The 19,038-nt window shown below is 43.5% G+C and carries 16 protein-coding genes; all 16 read right to left on the minus strand.

The window, feature by feature from the left end; all coding sequences use genetic code 11:
* Positions 1–18: 18 nt before the first annotated feature.
* The gene (locus tag BLW54_RS14735; RefSeq protein WP_074735474.1) at positions 19–801 is read right to left on the minus strand and encodes an HAD-IIA family hydrolase; all 783 of its coding nucleotides are present in this window, start codon (positions 799–801) and stop codon (positions 19–21) included.
* Positions 798–1,853, minus strand: a complete 1,056-nt coding sequence (locus tag BLW54_RS14740) for an aldose epimerase family protein (protein WP_035510565.1) — start codon at positions 1,851–1,853, stop codon at positions 798–800. Before BLW54_RS14740 ends, BLW54_RS14735 begins: the two co-directional genes overlap by 4 nt.
* Positions 1,850–2,065: a DUF6171 family protein gene (locus BLW54_RS14745; RefSeq protein WP_051744196.1), complete on the minus strand. Its 216-nt coding sequence runs from the start codon at positions 2,063–2,065 to the stop codon at positions 1,850–1,852. Before BLW54_RS14745 ends, BLW54_RS14740 begins: the two co-directional genes overlap by 4 nt.
* A 34-nt stretch (positions 2,066–2,099) precedes the next feature.
* Positions 2,100–3,284 (minus strand): sn-glycerol-1-phosphate dehydrogenase, encoded by a 1,185-nt coding sequence (locus BLW54_RS14750; protein WP_071414085.1) that lies wholly within the window; start codon positions 3,282–3,284, stop codon positions 2,100–2,102.
* A gap of 62 nt (positions 3,285–3,346) precedes the next feature.
* The gene (locus tag BLW54_RS14755; RefSeq protein WP_074735477.1) at positions 3,347–4,831 is read right to left on the minus strand and encodes an alpha-N-arabinofuranosidase; all 1,485 of its coding nucleotides are present in this window, start codon (positions 4,829–4,831) and stop codon (positions 3,347–3,349) included.
* A gap of 220 nt (positions 4,832–5,051) precedes the next feature.
* Complete coding sequence (locus BLW54_RS14760; RefSeq protein ID WP_035510561.1) at positions 5,052–5,690, minus strand: YesL family protein; 639 nt, start codon at positions 5,688–5,690, stop codon at positions 5,052–5,054.
* A 97-nt stretch (positions 5,691–5,787) separates the two neighbouring features.
* Positions 5,788–6,627: a carbohydrate ABC transporter permease gene (locus tag BLW54_RS14765; RefSeq protein WP_074735479.1), complete on the minus strand. Its 840-nt coding sequence runs from the start codon at positions 6,625–6,627 to the stop codon at positions 5,788–5,790.
* Entirely contained in the window at positions 6,628–7,509 is an 882-nt protein-coding gene (locus tag BLW54_RS14770) for a carbohydrate ABC transporter permease (RefSeq protein WP_244153528.1), read from the minus strand.
* Between the two features lie 109 nt (positions 7,510–7,618).
* A complete protein-coding gene (gene arfA / locus BLW54_RS14775; protein WP_074735485.1) occupies positions 7,619–9,130 on the minus strand; it encodes an arabinosylfuranosidase ArfA in 1,512 nt (503 codons plus the stop codon).
* Between the two features lie 268 nt (positions 9,131–9,398).
* Positions 9,399–10,730 carry an ABC transporter substrate-binding protein gene (locus BLW54_RS14780; RefSeq protein ID WP_035510554.1) on the minus strand — a complete coding sequence of 444 codons (1,332 nt, stop codon included), beginning with the start codon at positions 10,728–10,730 and terminating at the stop codon, positions 9,399–9,401.
* Between the two features lie 267 nt (positions 10,731–10,997).
* A complete protein-coding gene (gene araA / locus BLW54_RS14785; protein ID WP_035510553.1) occupies positions 10,998–12,473 on the minus strand; it encodes an L-arabinose isomerase in 1,476 nt (491 codons plus the stop codon).
* Complete coding sequence (locus BLW54_RS14790; protein ID WP_074735488.1) at positions 12,460–14,160, minus strand: ribulokinase; 1,701 nt, start codon at positions 14,158–14,160, stop codon at positions 12,460–12,462. The genes araA and BLW54_RS14790 overlap by 14 nt, the downstream gene beginning before the upstream one ends.
* A gap of 21 nt (positions 14,161–14,181) precedes the next feature.
* Positions 14,182–14,874: an L-ribulose-5-phosphate 4-epimerase gene (gene araD / locus BLW54_RS14795; protein WP_035510550.1), complete on the minus strand. Its 693-nt coding sequence runs from the start codon at positions 14,872–14,874 to the stop codon at positions 14,182–14,184.
* Positions 14,875–15,090: 216 nt separating this feature from the next.
* Complete coding sequence (locus tag BLW54_RS14800) at positions 15,091–16,146, minus strand: arabinan endo-1,5-alpha-L-arabinosidase (RefSeq protein WP_083391545.1); 1,056 nt, start codon at positions 16,144–16,146, stop codon at positions 15,091–15,093.
* Positions 16,147–16,197: 51 nt separating this feature from the next.
* Positions 16,198–17,352 (minus strand): family 43 glycosylhydrolase, encoded by a 1,155-nt coding sequence (locus BLW54_RS14805; RefSeq protein ID WP_035510548.1) that lies wholly within the window; start codon positions 17,350–17,352, stop codon positions 16,198–16,200.
* A gap of 153 nt (positions 17,353–17,505) precedes the next feature.
* Positions 17,506–18,642, minus strand: a complete 1,137-nt coding sequence (locus BLW54_RS14810) for a GntR family transcriptional regulator (protein ID WP_035510546.1) — start codon at positions 18,640–18,642, stop codon at positions 17,506–17,508.
* Positions 18,643–19,038 lie beyond the last annotated feature (396 nt).

Raw genomic sequence — 19,038 nt, forward strand, 5'->3', positions numbered from 1 at the left:
AGATATACAATCCTTCCTTCATGTACCTGCTAAATCTTTAAGGGAATGGAAGACATAATCCGGAGGCCTCTCCACATCGGAAATCATCTCTATGGTGGTATTTCCAGACAGAACGAGCGCTGTTTTAATGCCATATTTCCCCATCGCGATGTCAGAATCAAGACTATCACCGACGATCATGGTTTTTTCTACCGTCATTTGAAGACGATCCATAGCACATTCAAACATGTGAACAGATGGTTTCCCCACCACGACCTCTGGGGTCTTTCCAGTAGTTGCTTCAATCGCTCCCAGCATTCCAGCTACATCTATAGATAAGCCGCGGGAGCTGGGATAGGCACGATCATTATTCGTAGCGATTATTCTTGCACCATTCATAACTGCTTGAAACGCCTGATCCAAATCGTGATAGGTGACTCCTGTATGAAGGGAAACCACAAGCCAAGCAGCATCCTCAGGGAGTGAAGCTAATGGAATACCGCTTTCTTGCAGTTCCTCGATCAACCCTCCTTCCCCTAACACCCAAACAGCTTCATTCGGATGATGTTTTCGTAAATATTCAGCTGCCACATGGGATGTCAGGATGATATCTTTTGGGGCAAGGTTCACACCTTTCTCTTGTAAAATAGAGGCCACCTGCCTGCGGGAATGCGTCCCCCGATTACTCAGAGCTGCCACTCGTTTCCCTGCCTTTTGGAGTTCCTGGATGGATTCTGCTGCTCCTTCAATCAGCTCCAGCTCTTTCCATACAGTTCCATCTAAATCAATCAGGAATCCTGATGTTTCATCAAACCTGCTCATTGAGTTGCTCCTATCCCGAACTTAAACACCGTTCGTCTGTGATAGGGCTCATCAGGGGAAAGAACGATCTCAGGAAATCCTTCTTCATGTAAAGATGCCGGAGAACTTTGCGTTTCGATACAGATACCTGAGTGCTTCCTTGTTTTCCCTTCAACCAGGGCTTTCCCTTCTGGAAGATTGTTAGAGGTATAGACGACAACGCCTGGCTGGTCTGTTTCTACTTCAAGCGTACGTCCTGACGTTTCATCCTCCAGCCGAATGTCTGGCTTTTCTTCCCCATCGAGCAGGAAGAAATGATCGAGTCCACCATTCGCAACCCTTTGTTGTGTTGTTTCATAGGAAAGGCTGGAACCCAGCAATCTCTGTTTTCGAAAATTAAACGGCGTCTCATTTAGGTTGATCCATTCTCCTGTCGGGATGAGCTCCTCATCCAGCTCGGCAAAGCATGAACTGTTTAAACGTAAGGTATGGTCATGAACAGTCGTATCGGCTTGTCCACTCAAATTAAAGTAAGAGTGGTTGGTCAATGTCAGCACTGTGGTCTGATCGGTCTCAGCAAAGTAGTCGATGATCAAGCAATTATCATGGGTCAGCGTGTAAGTTACCGCAACATCAATAGTCCCTGGATAGCCTCCCTCCCCGTCAAAACTTTTGTGGGAAAGCGTGACGCCGATTTCCCCATCATCTTCAAAGGGGGAGGCGTTCCAAAGTTGTTGGTGAAAGCCTTTTTTTCCGCCGTGAAGGTGATGTTCTCCTTCATTCGCTTCGACCCGATACTCTTTTCCTTCTAATTGAAAAGAAGCTCGCTGAATACGGCCAGCTACTCGTCCAATTAATGCGCCAAGATACCCTGGATTTTCCACGTACTCAGCGAAATTTTTATAGCAGAGTACGACATTTTTAGAATCCCCCTTACGATCAGGGACAGAAATATTTGTGATTATACCGCCAAAGTTTAGAAAATGGACACTCATCCCCTGGTCATTTTCCAATTGAAATAAATTCCAAGTTTCTTGTCCTGGTACTTGGATTTCTTTTGTCTTCCTATTCATAAACCGTCTCCTTCTTCCCAACGACTGCCCTCAGGATGAGGACAGTGTTTATAAGATAACTTTGCTCTAAATTGGACAAAACAGCCACAATGCATGCAGGTGGTTTTGTCATGAAGCGATGTACATGAAGCACACTCTGTCAGCCTGTTTTCATAAACACTGGGTGAAACTAAATCGGTCTCTAGAGCGAGCTGATCTTCGATTTGCTCCATTACATCCTCCCGATATAAATGAGGCGGACAAGCTCTACAACTCATGGTCACTTCTCCATGAAATCGAGAGGTCTTCTGTTTTTGCCTGATTGATCAAGTACAAACCTGTACAACGATCTCGAATCGTAAAGGCTTTGTTAAGGCTTTCATGAACGAGCGCACTGTCTATTCCTAAATCGGAGGGTACTTGAGCCCCCCCTGTTAATTGCAGCCAATCTAAAACATCAACATAGTCAGGCAGACGGGAGATTTCTTCTGCTATTCTAGGGGTGTGCGCTCCGAATACACTCTCATCCTCGGCATAAAATTGATAGAGTTGGATCAGGATGGCGGTAGCAACCCCAACTTTCGCTCCATGCAGGACTTGCGGCGCGCCTTTTTTCAGTAAATCCATTTCCCAATAATGCGAGAGATGATGTTCCCCTCCGGATGCTGGCCTTGAAAAGTCGAGCAGCAGCATGACAAGTCCTGACTCAATCAGTGCCTTTATTAAGATGCGAATGCCTTCCTCATCAGCTTTGGCAATTTCATTGACGTGATCTACACAGTTGTAAAGAGAACGTCTCGTCAAGTTTGCCGCCGTTTCATTATAGGGTTCATCATTTACCCAATGAGAAATCTTCCAGTCTAGCAGAGAGGTCATTTTAGCAATCATATCTCCAAAACCGGCGGCTGTCATTTCAAGGGGTGCCTCTTTAAGAATATCAATATCGGCAAATACAGCTATTGGGGAAACCGTTTGGATCGTCTGCTTGAACCCCCGCAAAATCAAGGGTGCCCCTTTGGAGGTAAAGCCGTCCACTGAGGCAGCTGTAGGGACAGAAATAAAAGGGGCACCCATTTTGGAGCTGCAGAAACGGGTAATGTCATGAATCGTTCCGGATCCAATTGCAAGGAGTACATCTACCCGGGGCGGCGTTTCAACGAGTACTTGAACGATGGATGGTTCATCAGCAAGCACCTGACCATTGGTATTGGGTGTTATCTGTACTGGTGCCACCTCATACCCGCCCTGTTCCAGGATAGTAGCTATTTTCTTTCCCGCAGCTTTCCATGTATGCTGATCAGCAATGAGGGCCACATGTTTGAAGCCCCGGTGGTTCAGATATTCTGGTAAGGCTTCGATCGACCCTTTATCAATATTTATGTAAGGCAGGACCTTGTCAGGATCTTCCTCTAATTCAAAAGCCAATTGTTTCATCTCTTGTAAATCATTCATTCTTTTCCTCCTATCTATGTGTTTAGTTTAAGAAGCTTCCCCCCATAAACTGAATCCATGGATTAAGGTTTGAGAGATAATAGAACGACAGACATTGCCGGTATCGTTGCCTTTAATTGATTATCCTCTATAGAGAAACCTTGAAAGCCCTGTGGTTTCACTTTTTCCGGATTTTCAAAGGTATTATGATCGTTCATATGGTCGGAGGTGAGAATTCTTCCCGTTCCATCATGATAGCTTTTTCCTCGGAGGGCTATCTCAATCATTGCCTCTTCCTCTGTATCTAAGTTACACGCGCTGATGTTTACGGTCCCATCCTTAGCCATGGAGGCTGAAGCTTGGATTTTAGGGAGATTCACATCTCCATGGACAATCTGTTCTGTTTCTGCTTCGATAGGCAGGCTCTCTGCATCCTGATGCACTTTATACATGTCAAAAATATGATAAGTCGGGGTGAGAATCATTTGATCCCCTTCTGTGAGAATCATAGATTGTAAAACATTAACCGTCTGGGCTATATTAGCCATTTGAACCCGATCAGAATGATGATTGAAAATGTTTAACGAAACTCCTGCAACTAAAGCATCTCTGATCGTGTTTTGCTGATAAAGGAAACCAGGGTTGGTCCCAGGCTCAACATCGAACCATGTTCCCCATTCATCAACAACTAAGCCCACGCGCTTTTCAGGGTCATAATGGTCCATAATTGTGGAATGCTTTGTAATTAATTCATCCATATAAAGCGCTCGTGACATTGTGATATCCCATTCATTTTGGTCAAAGTCTGTGGCAGAACCTTTTTTCTTCCAAAATTCCCCTGGGTATGTATAATGGTGGAGACTTAACCCGTCCATTAAGTCGGAAGCTTCTCTCATCAGCACTTCTGTCCATGTATAATCGTCCACATTTGGTCCGCAGGCTATTTTGTAGAGGTTATTGTCTCCATAATTTCTGACGTAGGTTTGATAACGACGATATAAGTCTGCATAATATTGCGGTCTCATATGACCCCCGCATCCCCAATTTTCATTCCCAATGCCAAAATATGTCACCTTCCACGGATCCTCTCTGCCGTTTTCTTTTCTCCAGTCCGCCATCGGAGATTCTCCATCGAACGTCATATACTCAACCCACTCAGACATTTCCTGGACTGTACCGCTGCCAACATTCCCGGAAATATACGGCTCGGCTCCCAGAAGATCACAGAGCTTCATGAATTCGTGGGTACCAAAGTGGTTGTTTTCGATTATCCCACCCCAATGCGTATTGATCATTCGCTTGCGATCTTCCCGCGGCCCTACGCCGTCTTTCCAGTGATATTCATCAGCAAAGCAACCGCCCGGCCAGCGAAGGACAGGAATATCAATGTTTCGAAGCGCTTCCAAAACATCTGTACGAATACCGTTCTGATTAGAAATGGGGGAGTCTTCCCCCACCCAAATTCCTTCATATATACAACGGCCTAAATGCTCGGCAAAATGTCCATAAATATTGCGATTAATTTTCCCTTTGGAAATATCTGTATTAATCACCATTCGATTTCCCATTCCATCCACCTCTTTGATTATTTTTCATCTTTAGAACCATTAAAAGACGCTTGAAGTAGAAAAGCCACAGCCATCTCAACTTAATCGTATATGACGACCTCACACAGGACCACACCAATAACTTGTACGTATATTTAGAGTAAGGAATGTATTCCTATTTGTCAATAATCATTCAGAAAGTTTCGAATAAAAAAACTGCCTGTCTACTTAATAGTAGAGATCAGGCAGCTTTTTTATGAGCGGTAGGATTGGTTCTGATGTTGGCAAGCACTTGATAAGCAAGCCACATCCAGCCCAGAAAGAGCAAGGCGAAAGAAAAGAAAGGGATCAATGATGGCAGTTTTAAGGAGTAATATCCCACTGCAAACCATACCACTGCCATTCCGAAGGACAGGTGGATTTTAGTAAGTCCCAGAATAAAAGCGTTTTTTATGTGCTGCTGGAGGGATCCTTTATAATAAACCATTAATGGGAAAACCCACAGAATCACCAACCCGTACAAAAAAACAAGAGCTATAAAAGCAAAAGGGACGAGAAAAAAGATCGAGCCATCCATGGATTTCAGGAGGAGATAGTTGATATATAGAATTCCGCCGGTCATTGATATCAGCACCCCTATGAGATTAGCGGTTTTCCATTCCTGCTTATACAGCTGCCAATAGGTCTGCCAAAGCGGAACAGTGACATGACCGTTAAACCATTTCTTTGTCAGACTGAGAGTGGCGGCTATGGATGGGAAAAGACCGAATAATACGCCCCCAGCAAGCATGCCAATTAGAAACAGAGCATTTAACCCCGCTAGTCGTGTCATCCATTTTAAATATCCATTCAGCTTAGAAATCAGGCCATTATTATTCATTATTCATTGAGAGCCCCCTTGGTACCAGTCAGCTTTATGATCACACAAACCTTTGAATTAGAAAATAACCGGACTCTAATCCAGAGCCCGGTGATAGCTATCCTTTTACTCCCCCGACAGTCAGGCCCGAAACAAAGTACCGTTGGAAGAAAATAAATAATAATATGATCGGTATGATGGTCATAACCGATCCGGCAATTAAAACATCGTAATTGTTGCCGTATGGCGTCAGCAAGGTAGCTAAACCAATCGGAAGGGTAAACATATCATTGGATCTGAGCACTAATAATGGCCACAAGAAATTGTTCCAGCTTGCTAAACCTTGCAGTATCGCCATCGCTGCAAGAGATGGACCCATGAGAGGAAGCATAATTCTGAAGAAAATCCCATACTCTGTCGCCCCGTCGATTCTCGCTGCATCCATTAATTCTTTAGGAAGCCCTAACGCATATTGTCTGAAAAAAAATACGGCTACCGGGGCCACAATCATAGGAAGAACCACGGCAAAATAAGTATTGATCAGTTGCGTATCAATCATCAGTTGGTAAAGCGGGAGCATCAGGATCTCGAAGGGAACCATCAGAATGAACAGGACAAGAACAAAGAAAACGTTCCCTCCCTTAAAGTTGTACATGGCTAATGCATACCCGACCATTGATGAGAAGAACAAGGACAGAATGATTGTAATGGCTGAGATGATCATACTGTTGCCATACCATGCCCAATATTCACTAGATTGTGTGAAGATGTACGCATAATTATCAAGACCTAATAGTTCCGTATCAATGTTAAAGGTGATGCCGCTTCTCATTAAAACAGAAGAAGGCATAAAGGACGAAATCAATAAGCTGATGATCGGAAATAAAGCGATTAGAGAAATAAGCGCAAACGCTCCATTGGCAAACCAGACAAGGCCTTTATTTTTTTTATTCTTCATTTATGCCCCCTCCTTTTTAAAGGTTCCTGTCATAATAAGGTAAATGAAGCTGACTACGAAAATGATCAGCATGAGAACAACTCCAACTGCGGCACCGAATCCCATGTCATTCTGCTGAATGCCCTGCTGATAAATATAGCCAACTACCGTCAGGCCAATGTTCCCCGGTGAACCGGCTTCCCAAAATACAAAGCTTTCTTCAAACATCCTGAAACCATTAATGATGGTAATCGTACTCACGAAAATGATGATAGGTTTCAATTGAGGCAGTGTGATATACCATAGCTTTTGGAAACGGGAAGCGCCGTCAATATCAGCTGCTTCGTATAGCTCTTCGGGAACGTTTTGCAGGGCGGCTAAAAAGTAGAGCAAATTAACACCAATCCATCGCCAAGAAGCTAATAAGACCATTAGCAACATTCCCGACCAGGCTGTAAATCGCCAATTGACAGGATCAAAACCAAGGAAACTAATAAATTGGTTCGCTGCAGCTGTTTCCTGCTCCCCAAACATCAAGCGGAAAATCATCCCCCCGACAATCGTAGAAGTTAACGCTGGCACAAATAACGATGCTCGAAATAGAGTCTTAAGTTTTATAACTTTTGAATTTAAAAACACTGCAAGAAGCATCGGGATAAAGGTCAAAATAATCACCGTTAATATGACATAGACCGTCGTATTGGTCAAAGCTTTATAAAAGGTGCCATTCGGGACCCTAGTATAGTTCTGCATCCCAATGAATTCCACTTGACCCGGTAAAACACTTTGGAAACTCATGATGATTCCCTGAATGGCAGGGTAGAGAGTCAAGACCAGAAAAGAAAGGATGAACGGTGTAACAAAAATATAAGGAACGACTTTTTTGGAGTTTAAGAACTTCATAACCTTACTGGATTCTCTTTTGGTCTTCGGACGCACTCTTGCACCGCTATTAGACATTGTATTCATAGGAACCTCCTCCTAAGTAGATAGCTAATTTCAAACAAGGACGTTAGGAATTCTTTAAGCGAATTACATTCCATGATGTTTTAGAAAGCCGCGTAGTCAAGTATCCATCCTGTAACTCAGAAATTCCATGGGAATGAGGTTTCACTGATTCCTCTGCTGATGTGTTAACGGCTTTCAAATTTTCATGCTCTAACACTACATGCTCCACTAATTGAAAGCCTTCAAAGCTGCGGAGATCAACAGATAAATCGATGGACTCATGTAAATGTTTATTGACTATAAAGATTGAAACCTCTTCTTCTTCTTCATTAAAGACGGCGGCACTATCTACATAAGGAACATCCGTGAAATCTTTGCTATCATACTTTGGAGAAGATAGGATTGGCTTTAATGCCACTCCCCTGCCATAAATAGACATGTGCAGGTATGGATAATAAATGGTTTGCTTCCATGAACGTCCACTATTCTCTGTCATAATGGGAGCGATGACGTTAACGAGTTGAGCCATACAAGCCATTTTCACCCGATCAGCGTGCTGTAAAAAGGTAATCAGCATACTCCCTACAAGAAGGGCATCCTCAAAGTTATACACATCTTCCAATTGCGGAGGGGCGACCGTCCAGGGCTCAATTTGCTTGTCCGCTTCGTTGGAATGGTACCAGACATTCCACTCATCAAAGCTTAGGTTAATGGTTTTTTTACTACGATGTTTCGCTTTAATGTAATCACAGGTGGCGGTGACGGTTTTGATAAAATGATCCATGTCCAGGTTTTTCGCTAGGTAATTGGCAGGATCGTTGGTACGGTTGCCATAGTATTGGTGGAGCGAGATGAAATCCACCTCTTCATAGGCGATATCTAACGTTGTCGCCTCATATTCTGGGAATGTCGGCATGTCCGTGTTTGAACTGCCGCAAGCCACTAGTTCAATAGTCGGGTCTACCAGTTTCATAGCTTTCCCTGCTTCTTTGGCAATTTTCCCATATTCTTGAGCTGTCTTCTGCCCCACCTGCCAAGGCCCATCCATTTCATTACCCAGGCACCAAGTTTTGATGTTATGCGGTTGATCATACCCATGAGATCTGCGAAGCTCACTCCAGTAAGTTCCTTTAGGGTGGTTCGTATATTCAATGAGGTTTCTTGCCGCATCAATTCCTCGTGTACCCAGGTTTACAGCCATCATCACTTCCGCATCGACTTTCTTGGCCCAATCAGCAAATTCATTTGTTCCTACTTGATTGTTTTCGATCGTTCGCCACGCGAGCTCCAACCTACGTGGGCGTTCTTCCTTCGGGCCTACCCCATCCTCCCAATTATAAGCAGATACCATATTACCGCCTGGGTACCTGACGATCGGGACTTGAAGCTGCTTCACAAGATTGATCACATCTTTACGAAACCCTTGTTCATCAGCTTCGGGATGATCCGGTTCATAAATTCCTCCATATACAGCTCTTCCTAAATGTTCAATGAATGACCCATAGATTCGTTCATCTACGGGAGCAATTTGATAACTTTTATCAATAATCATCGACGCTTTCAAAGAATGAGACATAAATGATCACTCCTCCTGTTATTTTTGACCCTTTCTGTATGCGCTTCCAACATTTGCAATGTTTCCTTAGTTCCTTGATATACGAACATATTAATTACCAACCTATCAAACAACTAAATATGTACGTATAAGCTATTGTTTAAAGTATAGCTAACTTCCCATCCGTTTTCAATAAGTTTTCAATGATTTTGTAGAATAATCTGAATTTTCCGCCGGTGTTTGTCATAACAAAAGCGGCCAGGAAAATAATCCTTGCCGCTCCTTTCTTTTATTTCATGTCTCTTATTTTATCGGCCGCTTCCTTCAATGCTTCCTCGGGCGATTGAGACTGCTGTCTTAATACATTTTCAGCGACATTTGTATTGTATTCTGTCGCTACATCTGGGGTATATTCTGTTAATTGAATTTCGTTAATTTCATCTTTAACCTCCAGTAACATATCAAAGATGCCTTCCCCGAAGTAATCATAATATTCGTTGTCTTGTCTCACAGCATCGCTTTCCCATACATCCCATCGAGGAGGGTCAAAACCAAGGACTTTCCATAAATTCACATTACCTTCTTCTGAAAGCTTAGTGAAGGCCAAAAACTCTTTAGCAAGCTCTGCCTCTTCCGCTTGATTTGTAACAGCCGTACCTGTTCCTCCCATACCAGCCGTTCGATCTCCACCTTCTTCCCAAGCAGGAAGCGGACGAATCGCCATTTTCCCTTCCAAGTCAGGCATATTATCAATAAAACGACCCATATACCAAAGTGGTGCTAAGACCGCGGCTGCATTTCCTTCATTCATGTAACCATAAAACTCTTCTGTCTGATTCATACCACCTGGAGTTAATTCCGCAATATTATGTTTGTAAAGGACATCGCTAAGGAACTGGAGTGTATCCACATTTTTTTCATTATCAAGCGTAACTTCTCCCTCTTCATTGAAGAAATCGGACTCTCGCTGTGAAACCATTGGGAAGAAGTCCATTAAGTAATCAGTCGTCCCAACATTCCACATGACAGCATCGGTGTTTTCTCCCACTTTCTTACCTGCTTCCACGAAGTCATCCCATGTTTTAATTGAATCGATATCCACACCTGCTTGATCCATAATTTCTTTATTATAGTACATGACCGTTGCCCCGACGTGGGTAGGAGCTCCATAATACTTTCCATCTTTTGCATACATTTCGAATCGGGATGTGACGGAGTCTTCCAAGACTGGTTCCACGTATTCGTTCAGAGGCTCAAGCTGTGGTTCCCCTTGCATATAGTTGGCATATTTACTCTGCTCAATATCAACGATGTCAGGTGCGCCCTTTCCGGATTGTAAAGCCAGCAATAAATTGTTATGCATTTGATCATAAGGGTAAGTTTCAGCTACTAATTTAATGGGGCGATCCGGATTTTCTTCATTCCATCGCTTAGCAGAATCACGAAATAAGTCGACGTGCTGACCAACGAATGTCCAAAAGGTCAGTTCCGTTGCTCCTTCCACATCCTCCCCAATTACCTCTGTTTCTTCCGCTTCTCCTGAAGCTTCATCTCCTCCCCCACATGCGAGCAATACAAGCGACATAAGAGAAAACATTAAAACTAACAAGCCTTTCTTCATCTTATTTCCCCCTCCAGGTTAGTGAAATGATGATACTGTTCCTGTTGATTTTTTCCTCTTGAAAACGAAAACAACTAAAATGATAGCGCATACAAAAAATCATTGGATAGATTGGTTATGTAAAATAGTATCACTCCCTTTATAAGTGGTCAATAAGTTTTTTCTTAGGAAGAACAAAACTCATCCGTATAATTGATAATTCTCTCCACGTTATCTTTCTTTCTATCATCGAGAAGAAGGGATCCGCTGTCCACGAATCCCTACCGTTTAACTCCATACCGCTTGGTTCCACTTTAATTCATTGCAAAATTGCCTCATATTCAAATCTTCATCAATCACTAGACACTCGACACCTGCCATGTCGGCGAAGTCGCACAATTGTTCCGAGGTGACTTGGAAGGAAAATACCGTGTGATGAGCACCACCGGCATGAATCCATGCTTCTGTGGCCTGAGATAATGATGGTTTAGGTTCCCACATGAGCTTGGCTACAGGCAAGTTCGGGGTGCTTATTTCCGGCTGATGTGCCTTCACTTCATTGATAATCATCCGATAACGCCCCCCCATTTCGACGAGGGACACATTGATGCCTTCTCCTCCTCGACCATCGAACACGAGTCTGGCTGGGTCTTCCCGATCCCCCATTGTTAATGGATGGACCACCATGGCAGGTTTTGTGGCGGAAACCGTCGGGCACACTTCCAACATGTGTGATCCTAAAATCATTTCCTTTCCTTTCTCTAAATGGTACGTATAATCTTCCATGAAGGAGGTACCTTTATTGTCAGCCATAATCTTCATCATCCTCAATAGCGCTGCTGTTTTCCAGTCTCCTTCTCCTGCAAAGCCGTAACCTTCCGCCATCAAACGCTGCACAGCTAACCCAGGCAGCTGCTTCATACCATGCAAGTCTTCAAAATTAGTCGTAAATGCATTGTAATTTCTTGAAGATAGGAATGACTTCAAGCCAAGCTCAATACGGGCTTGTTCTTTTATAGATCCTTGAGCCTCCTCGCTATCATCCTCAAGCTCATACAATTCCCTATACGTATGATATAAATCTTCGACTTCCTGTTCAGAAACTGTGTCAATTTCCGCTACTAAATCACCAATACCATAATAATCAACCGTCCAGCCGAATTTCATTTGGGCTTCTATTTTATCTCCATCGGTTACAGCTACATGACGCATGTTATCCCCAAAACGAGCCACACGAATGTGGTTGCCTTCGGTATGAGCTACGGCTGTTTTCATCCATCCGGATAATTTTTTGACGACATCCTCATCCTGCCAGTAGCCAACAACCACTTTCCGAGCAATATTCAGCCGGGAAACCATAAATCCAAACTCCCGGTCTCCGTGCGCCGATTGGTTCAAGTTCATAAAATCCATATCGATCGATTCCCAGGGCACTTCCCGGTTATATTGAGTATGCAGGTGAAGCAAAGGCTTCTGTAGTGCCTTCAAACCAGCCATCCACATTTTTGCAGGGGAAAAGGTGTGCATCCAAGTCACTAGACCAGCACACTGCTCATTCGTATTTGCTTCCCCCATCACTTTATAGATCTCCTCTGATGATGTTAAGACGGACTTAAAGACAAGTTTAAACGGTAAGTGCTGGGATTCATTCAACTGATCTACGATTTCCTCGGAGTGAGCCTTCACTTCTCGTAATGCTTCCTCCCCGTATAAGTGCTGACTTCCTGTCACAAACCAAAATTCATAAGGCTTAGTTTTTAACATAAACATTCCCCTTCCCCATATCCGCAGAATTTCTAAGCGCTTTCAAACGTTTCATGACTTGATTATCTCCTCTACCGAAATAGTCATGAAGGGTCGAATATTCCTTGTACAATTCTTCATAGATTTCAACGTGCTCGGGAATCGGCTCAACCGTATCTTCTTTTATCCGTGCCATTTGTTCGGCAGCAGCAACGACATGGTCAAATCCACCTCGCTCTTTGCCGGCCGCGATTGCACCAAACATCGCTGCACCAAGAGCCGGCGTTTGCTTAGAATCCGCAACCTTGATCGTTCGGTTCGTCACATCCGCATAAATCTGCAGGAGCAATTTGTTCTTCTGTGGAAGTCCGCCGCACGCATACAATTCTTCGACTGGCACCCCATTATGATGGAAGGCATCGACGATTTTTCTTGTTCCGAATGCAGTTGCTTCAATAAGTGCCCGATAGATTTCTTCGGGTCTCGTTTGCAGCGTAGCACCGATGAGGATCCCGCTTAATTCCGTGTCAACAAGGACAGAACGGTTTCCATTCCACCAATCTAAAGCAAGAAGGCCCGTTTCTCCTGGCCTATAATTCGAAGCTTTTTCTTCTAAATATTGATGTACATTTAATCCTCGTTCATGAGCAGCGTCCTTTACAGAGGGGGGGATCCCATGATCGACATACCAGGCAAAAATATCTCCAACGGCGGACTGCCCTGCTTCATATCCGTACAACCCAGGAATAATCCCGTCTTCTACCACTCCGCACATGCCCTCGACATGTTTTTCTTCATCCCCAAGCAGTAAATGGCAGATAGATGTCCCCATAGCCATGACCATTTTTCCAGGTGACGTCACTCCAACAGCAGGAACTGCAGCATGGGCATCGACATTTCCTACGGCTACAGGAGTGCCTTCCAGTAAACCAGTCCGTTTCGCCATTTCCTTCGTTACGCCACCAGCCTTAGTCCCTAATGAGACGACGTCCCCTCTTAACTTCGTATCTGTTATATCTGCTAACCGAGGATCCAATGCTTGAAAAAAGTCTTTGCTTGGATAACCCTCTTGTTTATGCCATATCGATTTATAACCAGCTGTACAGCTATTTCTCAGCAGGGTACCCGTCATCTGGGAGATGACCCAGTCTGTTGCTTCTACAAATTGATCGGCAGCTTGATAGATTTCGGGTGCTTCGTCAAGGATCTGCCAGATTTTTGCAATCATCCATTCCGAAGAAATTTTCCCACCATACCGATTCAAAAATTCTTCCCCGCGCTGTTCAGCCATAACATTCAGTTGATTAGCTTTATCCTGTGCCGCATGGTGCTTCCATAATTTCACCCAGCTATGCGGATCGTTTTTCCAAGAATCACTAAACGATAGCGGTAAGCCATTTTCATCGATGGGGAGCATCGTACAGGCTGTAAAATCAATCCCAAGACCAATGATATCCTCAGGGTCCACCCTAGAAGAATTGATCACAGCAGGAATCGATTGCTCGAGAACTTCAATATAATCATTCGGATGCTGTAGTGCCCATTCATGCCCAAGTTCAATAGTTGTTCCTGGCAGCCGCTCATCAATCACGCCGTGCGGATAAGGTGTCACGTGATCGGCAACTTCTTCCCCATTAGCCAGTGACACTAACACCACCCTACCTGATTCTGTACCATAATCGACTCCAATCGCATATTTTGTTGACATTCAACGTTCCTCCTCACTCAATCATTGACCGTAATACGCATTCACGCCATGCTTCCGCAAATAGTGCTTATCTAATAAAGCTTGATCCATTTCAGGAGTATCCGGATTGATTTGATAGGTGTGTAAAGCCATTTTCGCTACCTCTTCTAAGACAACGGCATTGTGTAACGCGTCTTTCGGGTGATGTCCCCAATTAAACGGGGCATGGCTATGGACAAGTACTCCAGGAACCTGACCCGGCTGAAGTCCTCTCTTCTCAAATGTTTCTATAATTACGTTACCGGTCTGCTCTTCATAATCTGTGTTGATTTCCTGACTGGTAAGTTTTCGCGTACATGGAATCCCCCCGTAAAAATAATCTCCCTGCGTCGTTCCTAGGCAAGGAATGTCCCGCCCCGCCTGGGCCCAACTGGTTGCCCAAGGCGAATGGGTATGTACAACGCCGCCTAGATATGGATATTTCCGATATAGGGCCGTGTGTGTCGGTGTGTCTGATGATGGCTTCCATTTTCCTTCCACTACATTCCCCTGTAGGTCGACCACCACTAAATCTTCTAGCTCCAGCTCCTCATAAGGTACTCCACTCGGTTTAATCACCACAAGTTGTTTTTCTTGATTAAAACCGCTTACATTTCCCCATGTAAATGTGACAAGATGATGTTTAGGAAGATCCTTGTTTGCCTCAAGCACTTGCTGTTTTAAATCCTCCAGCATTTCAGCTTCCTCCCCTTTCAACTTATACGTATATTTTCAAGTGTTTGACTTTATATTATACTAATTCGTACGTACGTTCAAGAATAAATTAGACAGAAAATAAGTAATTTTTTAAACTACCCTCTAAAATCCAGTTCAGTCAACATAAAGAGGGCTTCATAAGTTTTAATGAGTTAAAAAAAGACAGGATTTTCACTCCTGCCTTTCTCCTTTCACTTATTGGGGGACTGTCGGCCAGCCGTCCTTCCAGGTCAAGCTACTCCCTTGCATACGAATAATTCCATCCGCATCCCCGTCATAATAGTGGTATAGTAAATAGTCTCGGCCGCGGTCATGGATATAATCCTGTCCACCTGGACCGACTTGATTACCTTCACTCGTTAAGATTACCGTTCCTCCTCCTTCTAAAAGCGGTACACCTTCTTTGTCTACATAAGGCCCCGTAATGGATTCCGATCGTCCGATGGCTATCTTGTACGTACTATCTAAACCCTCACAACAGCGATCCCAGGAAGTCACTAAATAATAATATTTCCCTTTTTTGAACACAGTCGGCCCTTCGATAGAATTATGTTCCGTAGTCTGGGCTCGGCTTGCGATTGAATAGACAGGCCCGACCGGTTCGGTCATATTCTTCAGCTCCTGCATATGAATGCCGCTGAAGTGAGAGCCAAATACCATCCACCATTTCCCATTATCTTCTAAGACCATCGGGTCAATGGCATTGTAATAGACCTCTCCTGGATCGGATGTTAAAACAGGACCAAGATCTTTCCACGAATTTACATCTCCTGGCGTTTTCGTTGTCGCAGCCCCGATCGCGGAGTTATTCGTACCAAAAATAGATGCCACATAATAAAGGTAAAAAGTGTCGCCTTTTTTCACAACATGCGGCGCCCACAGGTGAGCGACATTGAAGGCTTTTGTCCACTCAGGTACGGGAATTTCACCAATTGCATCCCATTCGCCTCCAATGGTTCCTTCTGACTTTCGGATAAAAATACCACCTGGATCATCCGTTGTTTTCAACGCGCCTGTTGATACAACGTAGTACGTATCCCCATCCTTAAATATCGATGGATCATGAACAGGGTCATCAATTTCTCCTGGCACATAATCCCCAATATCCCCCGTCATCTCTATTTTTCCTTCGGGGGGAGACGCATCGCTTTTCGCTAGTCCCACCCCATTTCCCACGGCAAATACAAAGAAAGCAGCCAAGCCTAAGGCAGCTATAACCCAGCCTCTCCTCCACCTTTTTTTCAATGTCATGAAACCTCTCCTTTATATGTTTTTTTCACGTTAGAAACGAAAACTCGTGGCTTATTTAACATAAACAGTAGCTCGTACTTTTCTGTTTTCTAAACGAAAACCCGGGTATCCGAAGAACGGTGTTCCATCCTTTTTCCAGAACATCCTCTGAATGCGGGCATGACGATTGTGGTCATACAACGGATTTCCCTGGATATTTTTGTATGGCCGGGCATGATACACAAGCAAATCAGTGCCATCTTTATCTGTTGTAAAAGAATTGTGTCCTGGTCCGTACTCTTCTGTCTTTTTACAAGATGCAAAAACAGGTTCCGAATGCTTGGTCCAAGAGTCGGGATCCAATAGATCACTGTTCTGATCGGCCTCAAGCAGCCCCATTGCATATCGATCATCCGTTGCACTTCCGGAGTAACTGATAAACACACGGCCATTTCGGCCGATCACTGCCGGTCCTTCATTAACATCAAACCCCTGTTTTTCCCATTCATACTCAGGAGCAGCCAGTAACACTTGCGGTCCTTTAATGGTCCATGGATTCGCCATTTCTGAGATATACAAGTTAGAGATCGTATCCTCCTGAACTTTTTGCGCCCACACAAGAAAGCGCTTTCCGTTATGTTCAAAAGTTGTTGCATCCAAAGAAAAACTTTGGAACTCCGTATTGATCTGTCCTTTTTCCATCCACTCACCTTCTAATGGATTGGCATGATCATTTTCCAACACATACGGGCGAATCGCCCACACATCCTCTTTTTCACCACCAGCAAAATAGATGTACCATTTGCCATCGATGAAGTGTATTTCCGGAGCCCAAATATGTTCCGACATCAGGCCGCTCTCATGCTTTTCCCACACAACAACTTCCTCGGCATCAGGTAATCCTTCAATCGTACTTGCTCTGCGCAGGACAATACGATCATAAAGCGGATGGGAAGCTGTGAAATAGTAAAAACCATCATCATGGAGGTAAATATAAGGATCCGCTCTTTGTTCAATTAATGGATTGGGGTAATCTTTGTCTTGAATGGTCCCTTCTACTTTAAAGCTTCCAGGTATTTGAAAGTCCTGTTCTTTCACATCGTTCCATTTGACCTCGACATTTGCCTCTACCTCTTCAGCGATGGCGACCTTCACTCTGCTCGGCAAATCAGGCGGAACTCCCCGACTAGTATGGACGTCCACGTCATGTATTGTTTTTACTTTCATGTTTCTCCCTCCTTTTGACATCATTATACATACACCAACTCATCCATACAAGTTAAAATATTCAGTTATTTATGAATGCACTCATACTGATAAGATTGTCAAAAATAAAAAAGAGAGAACTATTCGATAGAATAGTTCTCTCTTTTCGATCCATTACGTGGCATCTTGTAAGCTTTTACTAGTCGCGTTGATATTTTTAGTCGATCTGCGCAGCACCAATTCCGGGGAATAAATCACGCTTTTCACTTCTTCTCCCACATCTTTTTTCATATGTTTCCGATGAATCATACTTAAAATTAACTTGCCAGCCGTCTTTCCTAAATCTGATTTTGGATGTTCAATGGAGGTAAGCTTGACTTCTGACATTTCCGCCAAAAACGAATTATCATATCCAATAATGGATAGATCGTCAGGGACCCGAAGCTGATGATCGCGAATGACATCCAAAAGCTTCATGGCCAGTTCGTCGTTATAGCAGACAATTGCTGTCGGATGAGCCCCCTGCTGACTGAAGAAACCTTTCAATTCTTCCATCGGCTTCGTATGTTTCTCTGTGGTATTATAACTAACAATATGCTTCGGATTAATCGGGACTCCATACTCCCTGTGGGCTTTCAAGTATCCCTTCATCCTAAGTGTTCCCTGCATATCATCAGTCTTGAAAAAGCCAAGGATCTCCTTATGGCCATTTTCGATCAAATGCTCCGTCTGCAAAAACGCCCCTTGTTCATCATCCACGACAACTCTTACGGGTTCCAGCGCATCATAATAGGCATTAATCATAATATATGGAATATCAAGACGCTCAAGATTCAAATAATAGTTGATATTCGGATTTGTAAAGGCACTCTGGGTCGGCTCAATAATCGCTCCATCAAATCCTTGAGTAATAATCTTTTCTAAATAAATTCTCTCTTTTTCATGGTCATTGTTTGTATTAAACAATGTCACATGATAGCCTTGGTCACTCAAATACGCTTCAGCTCCGCGAATGATCGATGGGAAGATATAGTCGGAGATGTATGTCGTTACAATAGCAATATTTTTCCTTGAGCCGGACTCCTTTCTCTGCTTCTCTGTACGTTCAGCACAAAAAGTCCCAGCCCCTTGTTCGCGGTAGAGCCACCCTTCGCTGACAAGTTCCCCAACCGCTAACCTGACCGTATGGCGGCTTACAGTAAATTGCCGCATCATCTCACTTTCTGATGGAATTTTTTGATGGGGCTCATACGTACCATCTAATATTTTGGATTTTATCGATTTTTTGACGATGCTATATTTCGGTTCCATACCTTCACCTCGTTCCAACATATTCGTATAAGTTAGCATACCATACTTTAGCAGGTAATTTCACTTAACTGGAAAAATTGCTAAAGATGAACGTCTTTTCCACAGCTAACTTGTACGAAGAGATAGGAACTTTATATGGGATAGTTCTTTCACTTATAAAGCAGCAGCATTTGAAATATTGATAAGGATCATTGACTAATGGTTCAAGACACCCAAATGAAGGAATATAGGCAGATCCATAAAATGTTATTTCCATTCGTTTTATTAATAAAGACATGATTTATAGCTGTTGAACCTACTACGAACTTTACAGATACTTCTCTTAATATTCATTATTTTGATTTATCCTCTCTGCTAACACTTTAAGTTCTTAAAGATAATATTTACAGAAAAAAA

It is taken from the genome of Halobacillus karajensis (assembly GCF_900108515.1).
GTDB classification, from domain to species: Bacteria; Bacillota; Bacilli; order Bacillales; family Halobacillaceae; genus Halobacillus; species Halobacillus karajensis.

Coding starts and splice junctions, on each gene's coding strand:
- BLW54_RS14735 (WP_074735474.1), bottom strand. CDS start 801: ATGAGCAGGTTTGATGAAACATCAGGATTCCTGATTGATTTAGATGGA.
- BLW54_RS14740 (WP_035510565.1), bottom strand. CDS start 1,853: ATGAATAGGAAGACAAAAGAAATCCAAGTACCAGGACAAGAAACTTGG.
- BLW54_RS14745 (WP_051744196.1), bottom strand. CDS start 2,065: ATGGAGCAAATCGAAGATCAGCTCGCTCTAGAGACCGATTTAGTTTCA.
- BLW54_RS14750 (WP_071414085.1), bottom strand. CDS start 3,284: ATGAATGATTTACAAGAGATGAAACAATTGGCTTTTGAATTAGAGGAA.
- BLW54_RS14755 (WP_074735477.1), bottom strand. CDS start 4,831: ATGGGAAATCGAATGGTGATTAATACAGATATTTCCAAAGGGAAAATT.
- BLW54_RS14760 (WP_035510561.1), bottom strand. CDS start 5,690: ATGAATAATAATGGCCTGATTTCTAAGCTGAATGGATATTTAAAATGG.
- BLW54_RS14765 (WP_074735479.1), bottom strand. CDS start 6,627: ATGAAGAATAAAAAAAATAAAGGCCTTGTCTGGTTTGCCAATGGAGCG.
- BLW54_RS14770 (WP_244153528.1), bottom strand. CDS start 7,509: ATGAAGTTCTTAAACTCCAAAAAAGTCGTTCCTTATATTTTTGTTACA.
- arfA (WP_074735485.1), bottom strand. CDS start 9,130: ATGTCTCATTCTTTGAAAGCGTCGATGATTATTGATAAAAGTTATCAA.
- BLW54_RS14780 (WP_035510554.1), bottom strand. CDS start 10,730: ATGAAGAAAGGCTTGTTAGTTTTAATGTTTTCTCTTATGTCGCTTGTA.
- araA (WP_035510553.1), bottom strand. CDS start 12,473: ATGTTAAAAACTAAGCCTTATGAATTTTGGTTTGTGACAGGAAGTCAG.
- BLW54_RS14790 (WP_074735488.1), bottom strand. CDS start 14,160: ATGTCAACAAAATATGCGATTGGAGTCGATTATGGTACAGAATCAGGT.
- araD (WP_035510550.1), bottom strand. CDS start 14,874: ATGCTGGAGGATTTAAAACAGCAAGTGCTTGAGGCAAACAAGGATCTT.
- BLW54_RS14800 (WP_083391545.1), bottom strand. CDS start 16,146: ATGACATTGAAAAAAAGGTGGAGGAGAGGCTGGGTTATAGCTGCCTTA.
- BLW54_RS14805 (WP_035510548.1), bottom strand. CDS start 17,352: ATGAAAGTAAAAACAATACATGACGTGGACGTCCATACTAGTCGGGGA.
- BLW54_RS14810 (WP_035510546.1), bottom strand. CDS start 18,642: ATGGAACCGAAATATAGCATCGTCAAAAAATCGATAAAATCCAAAATA.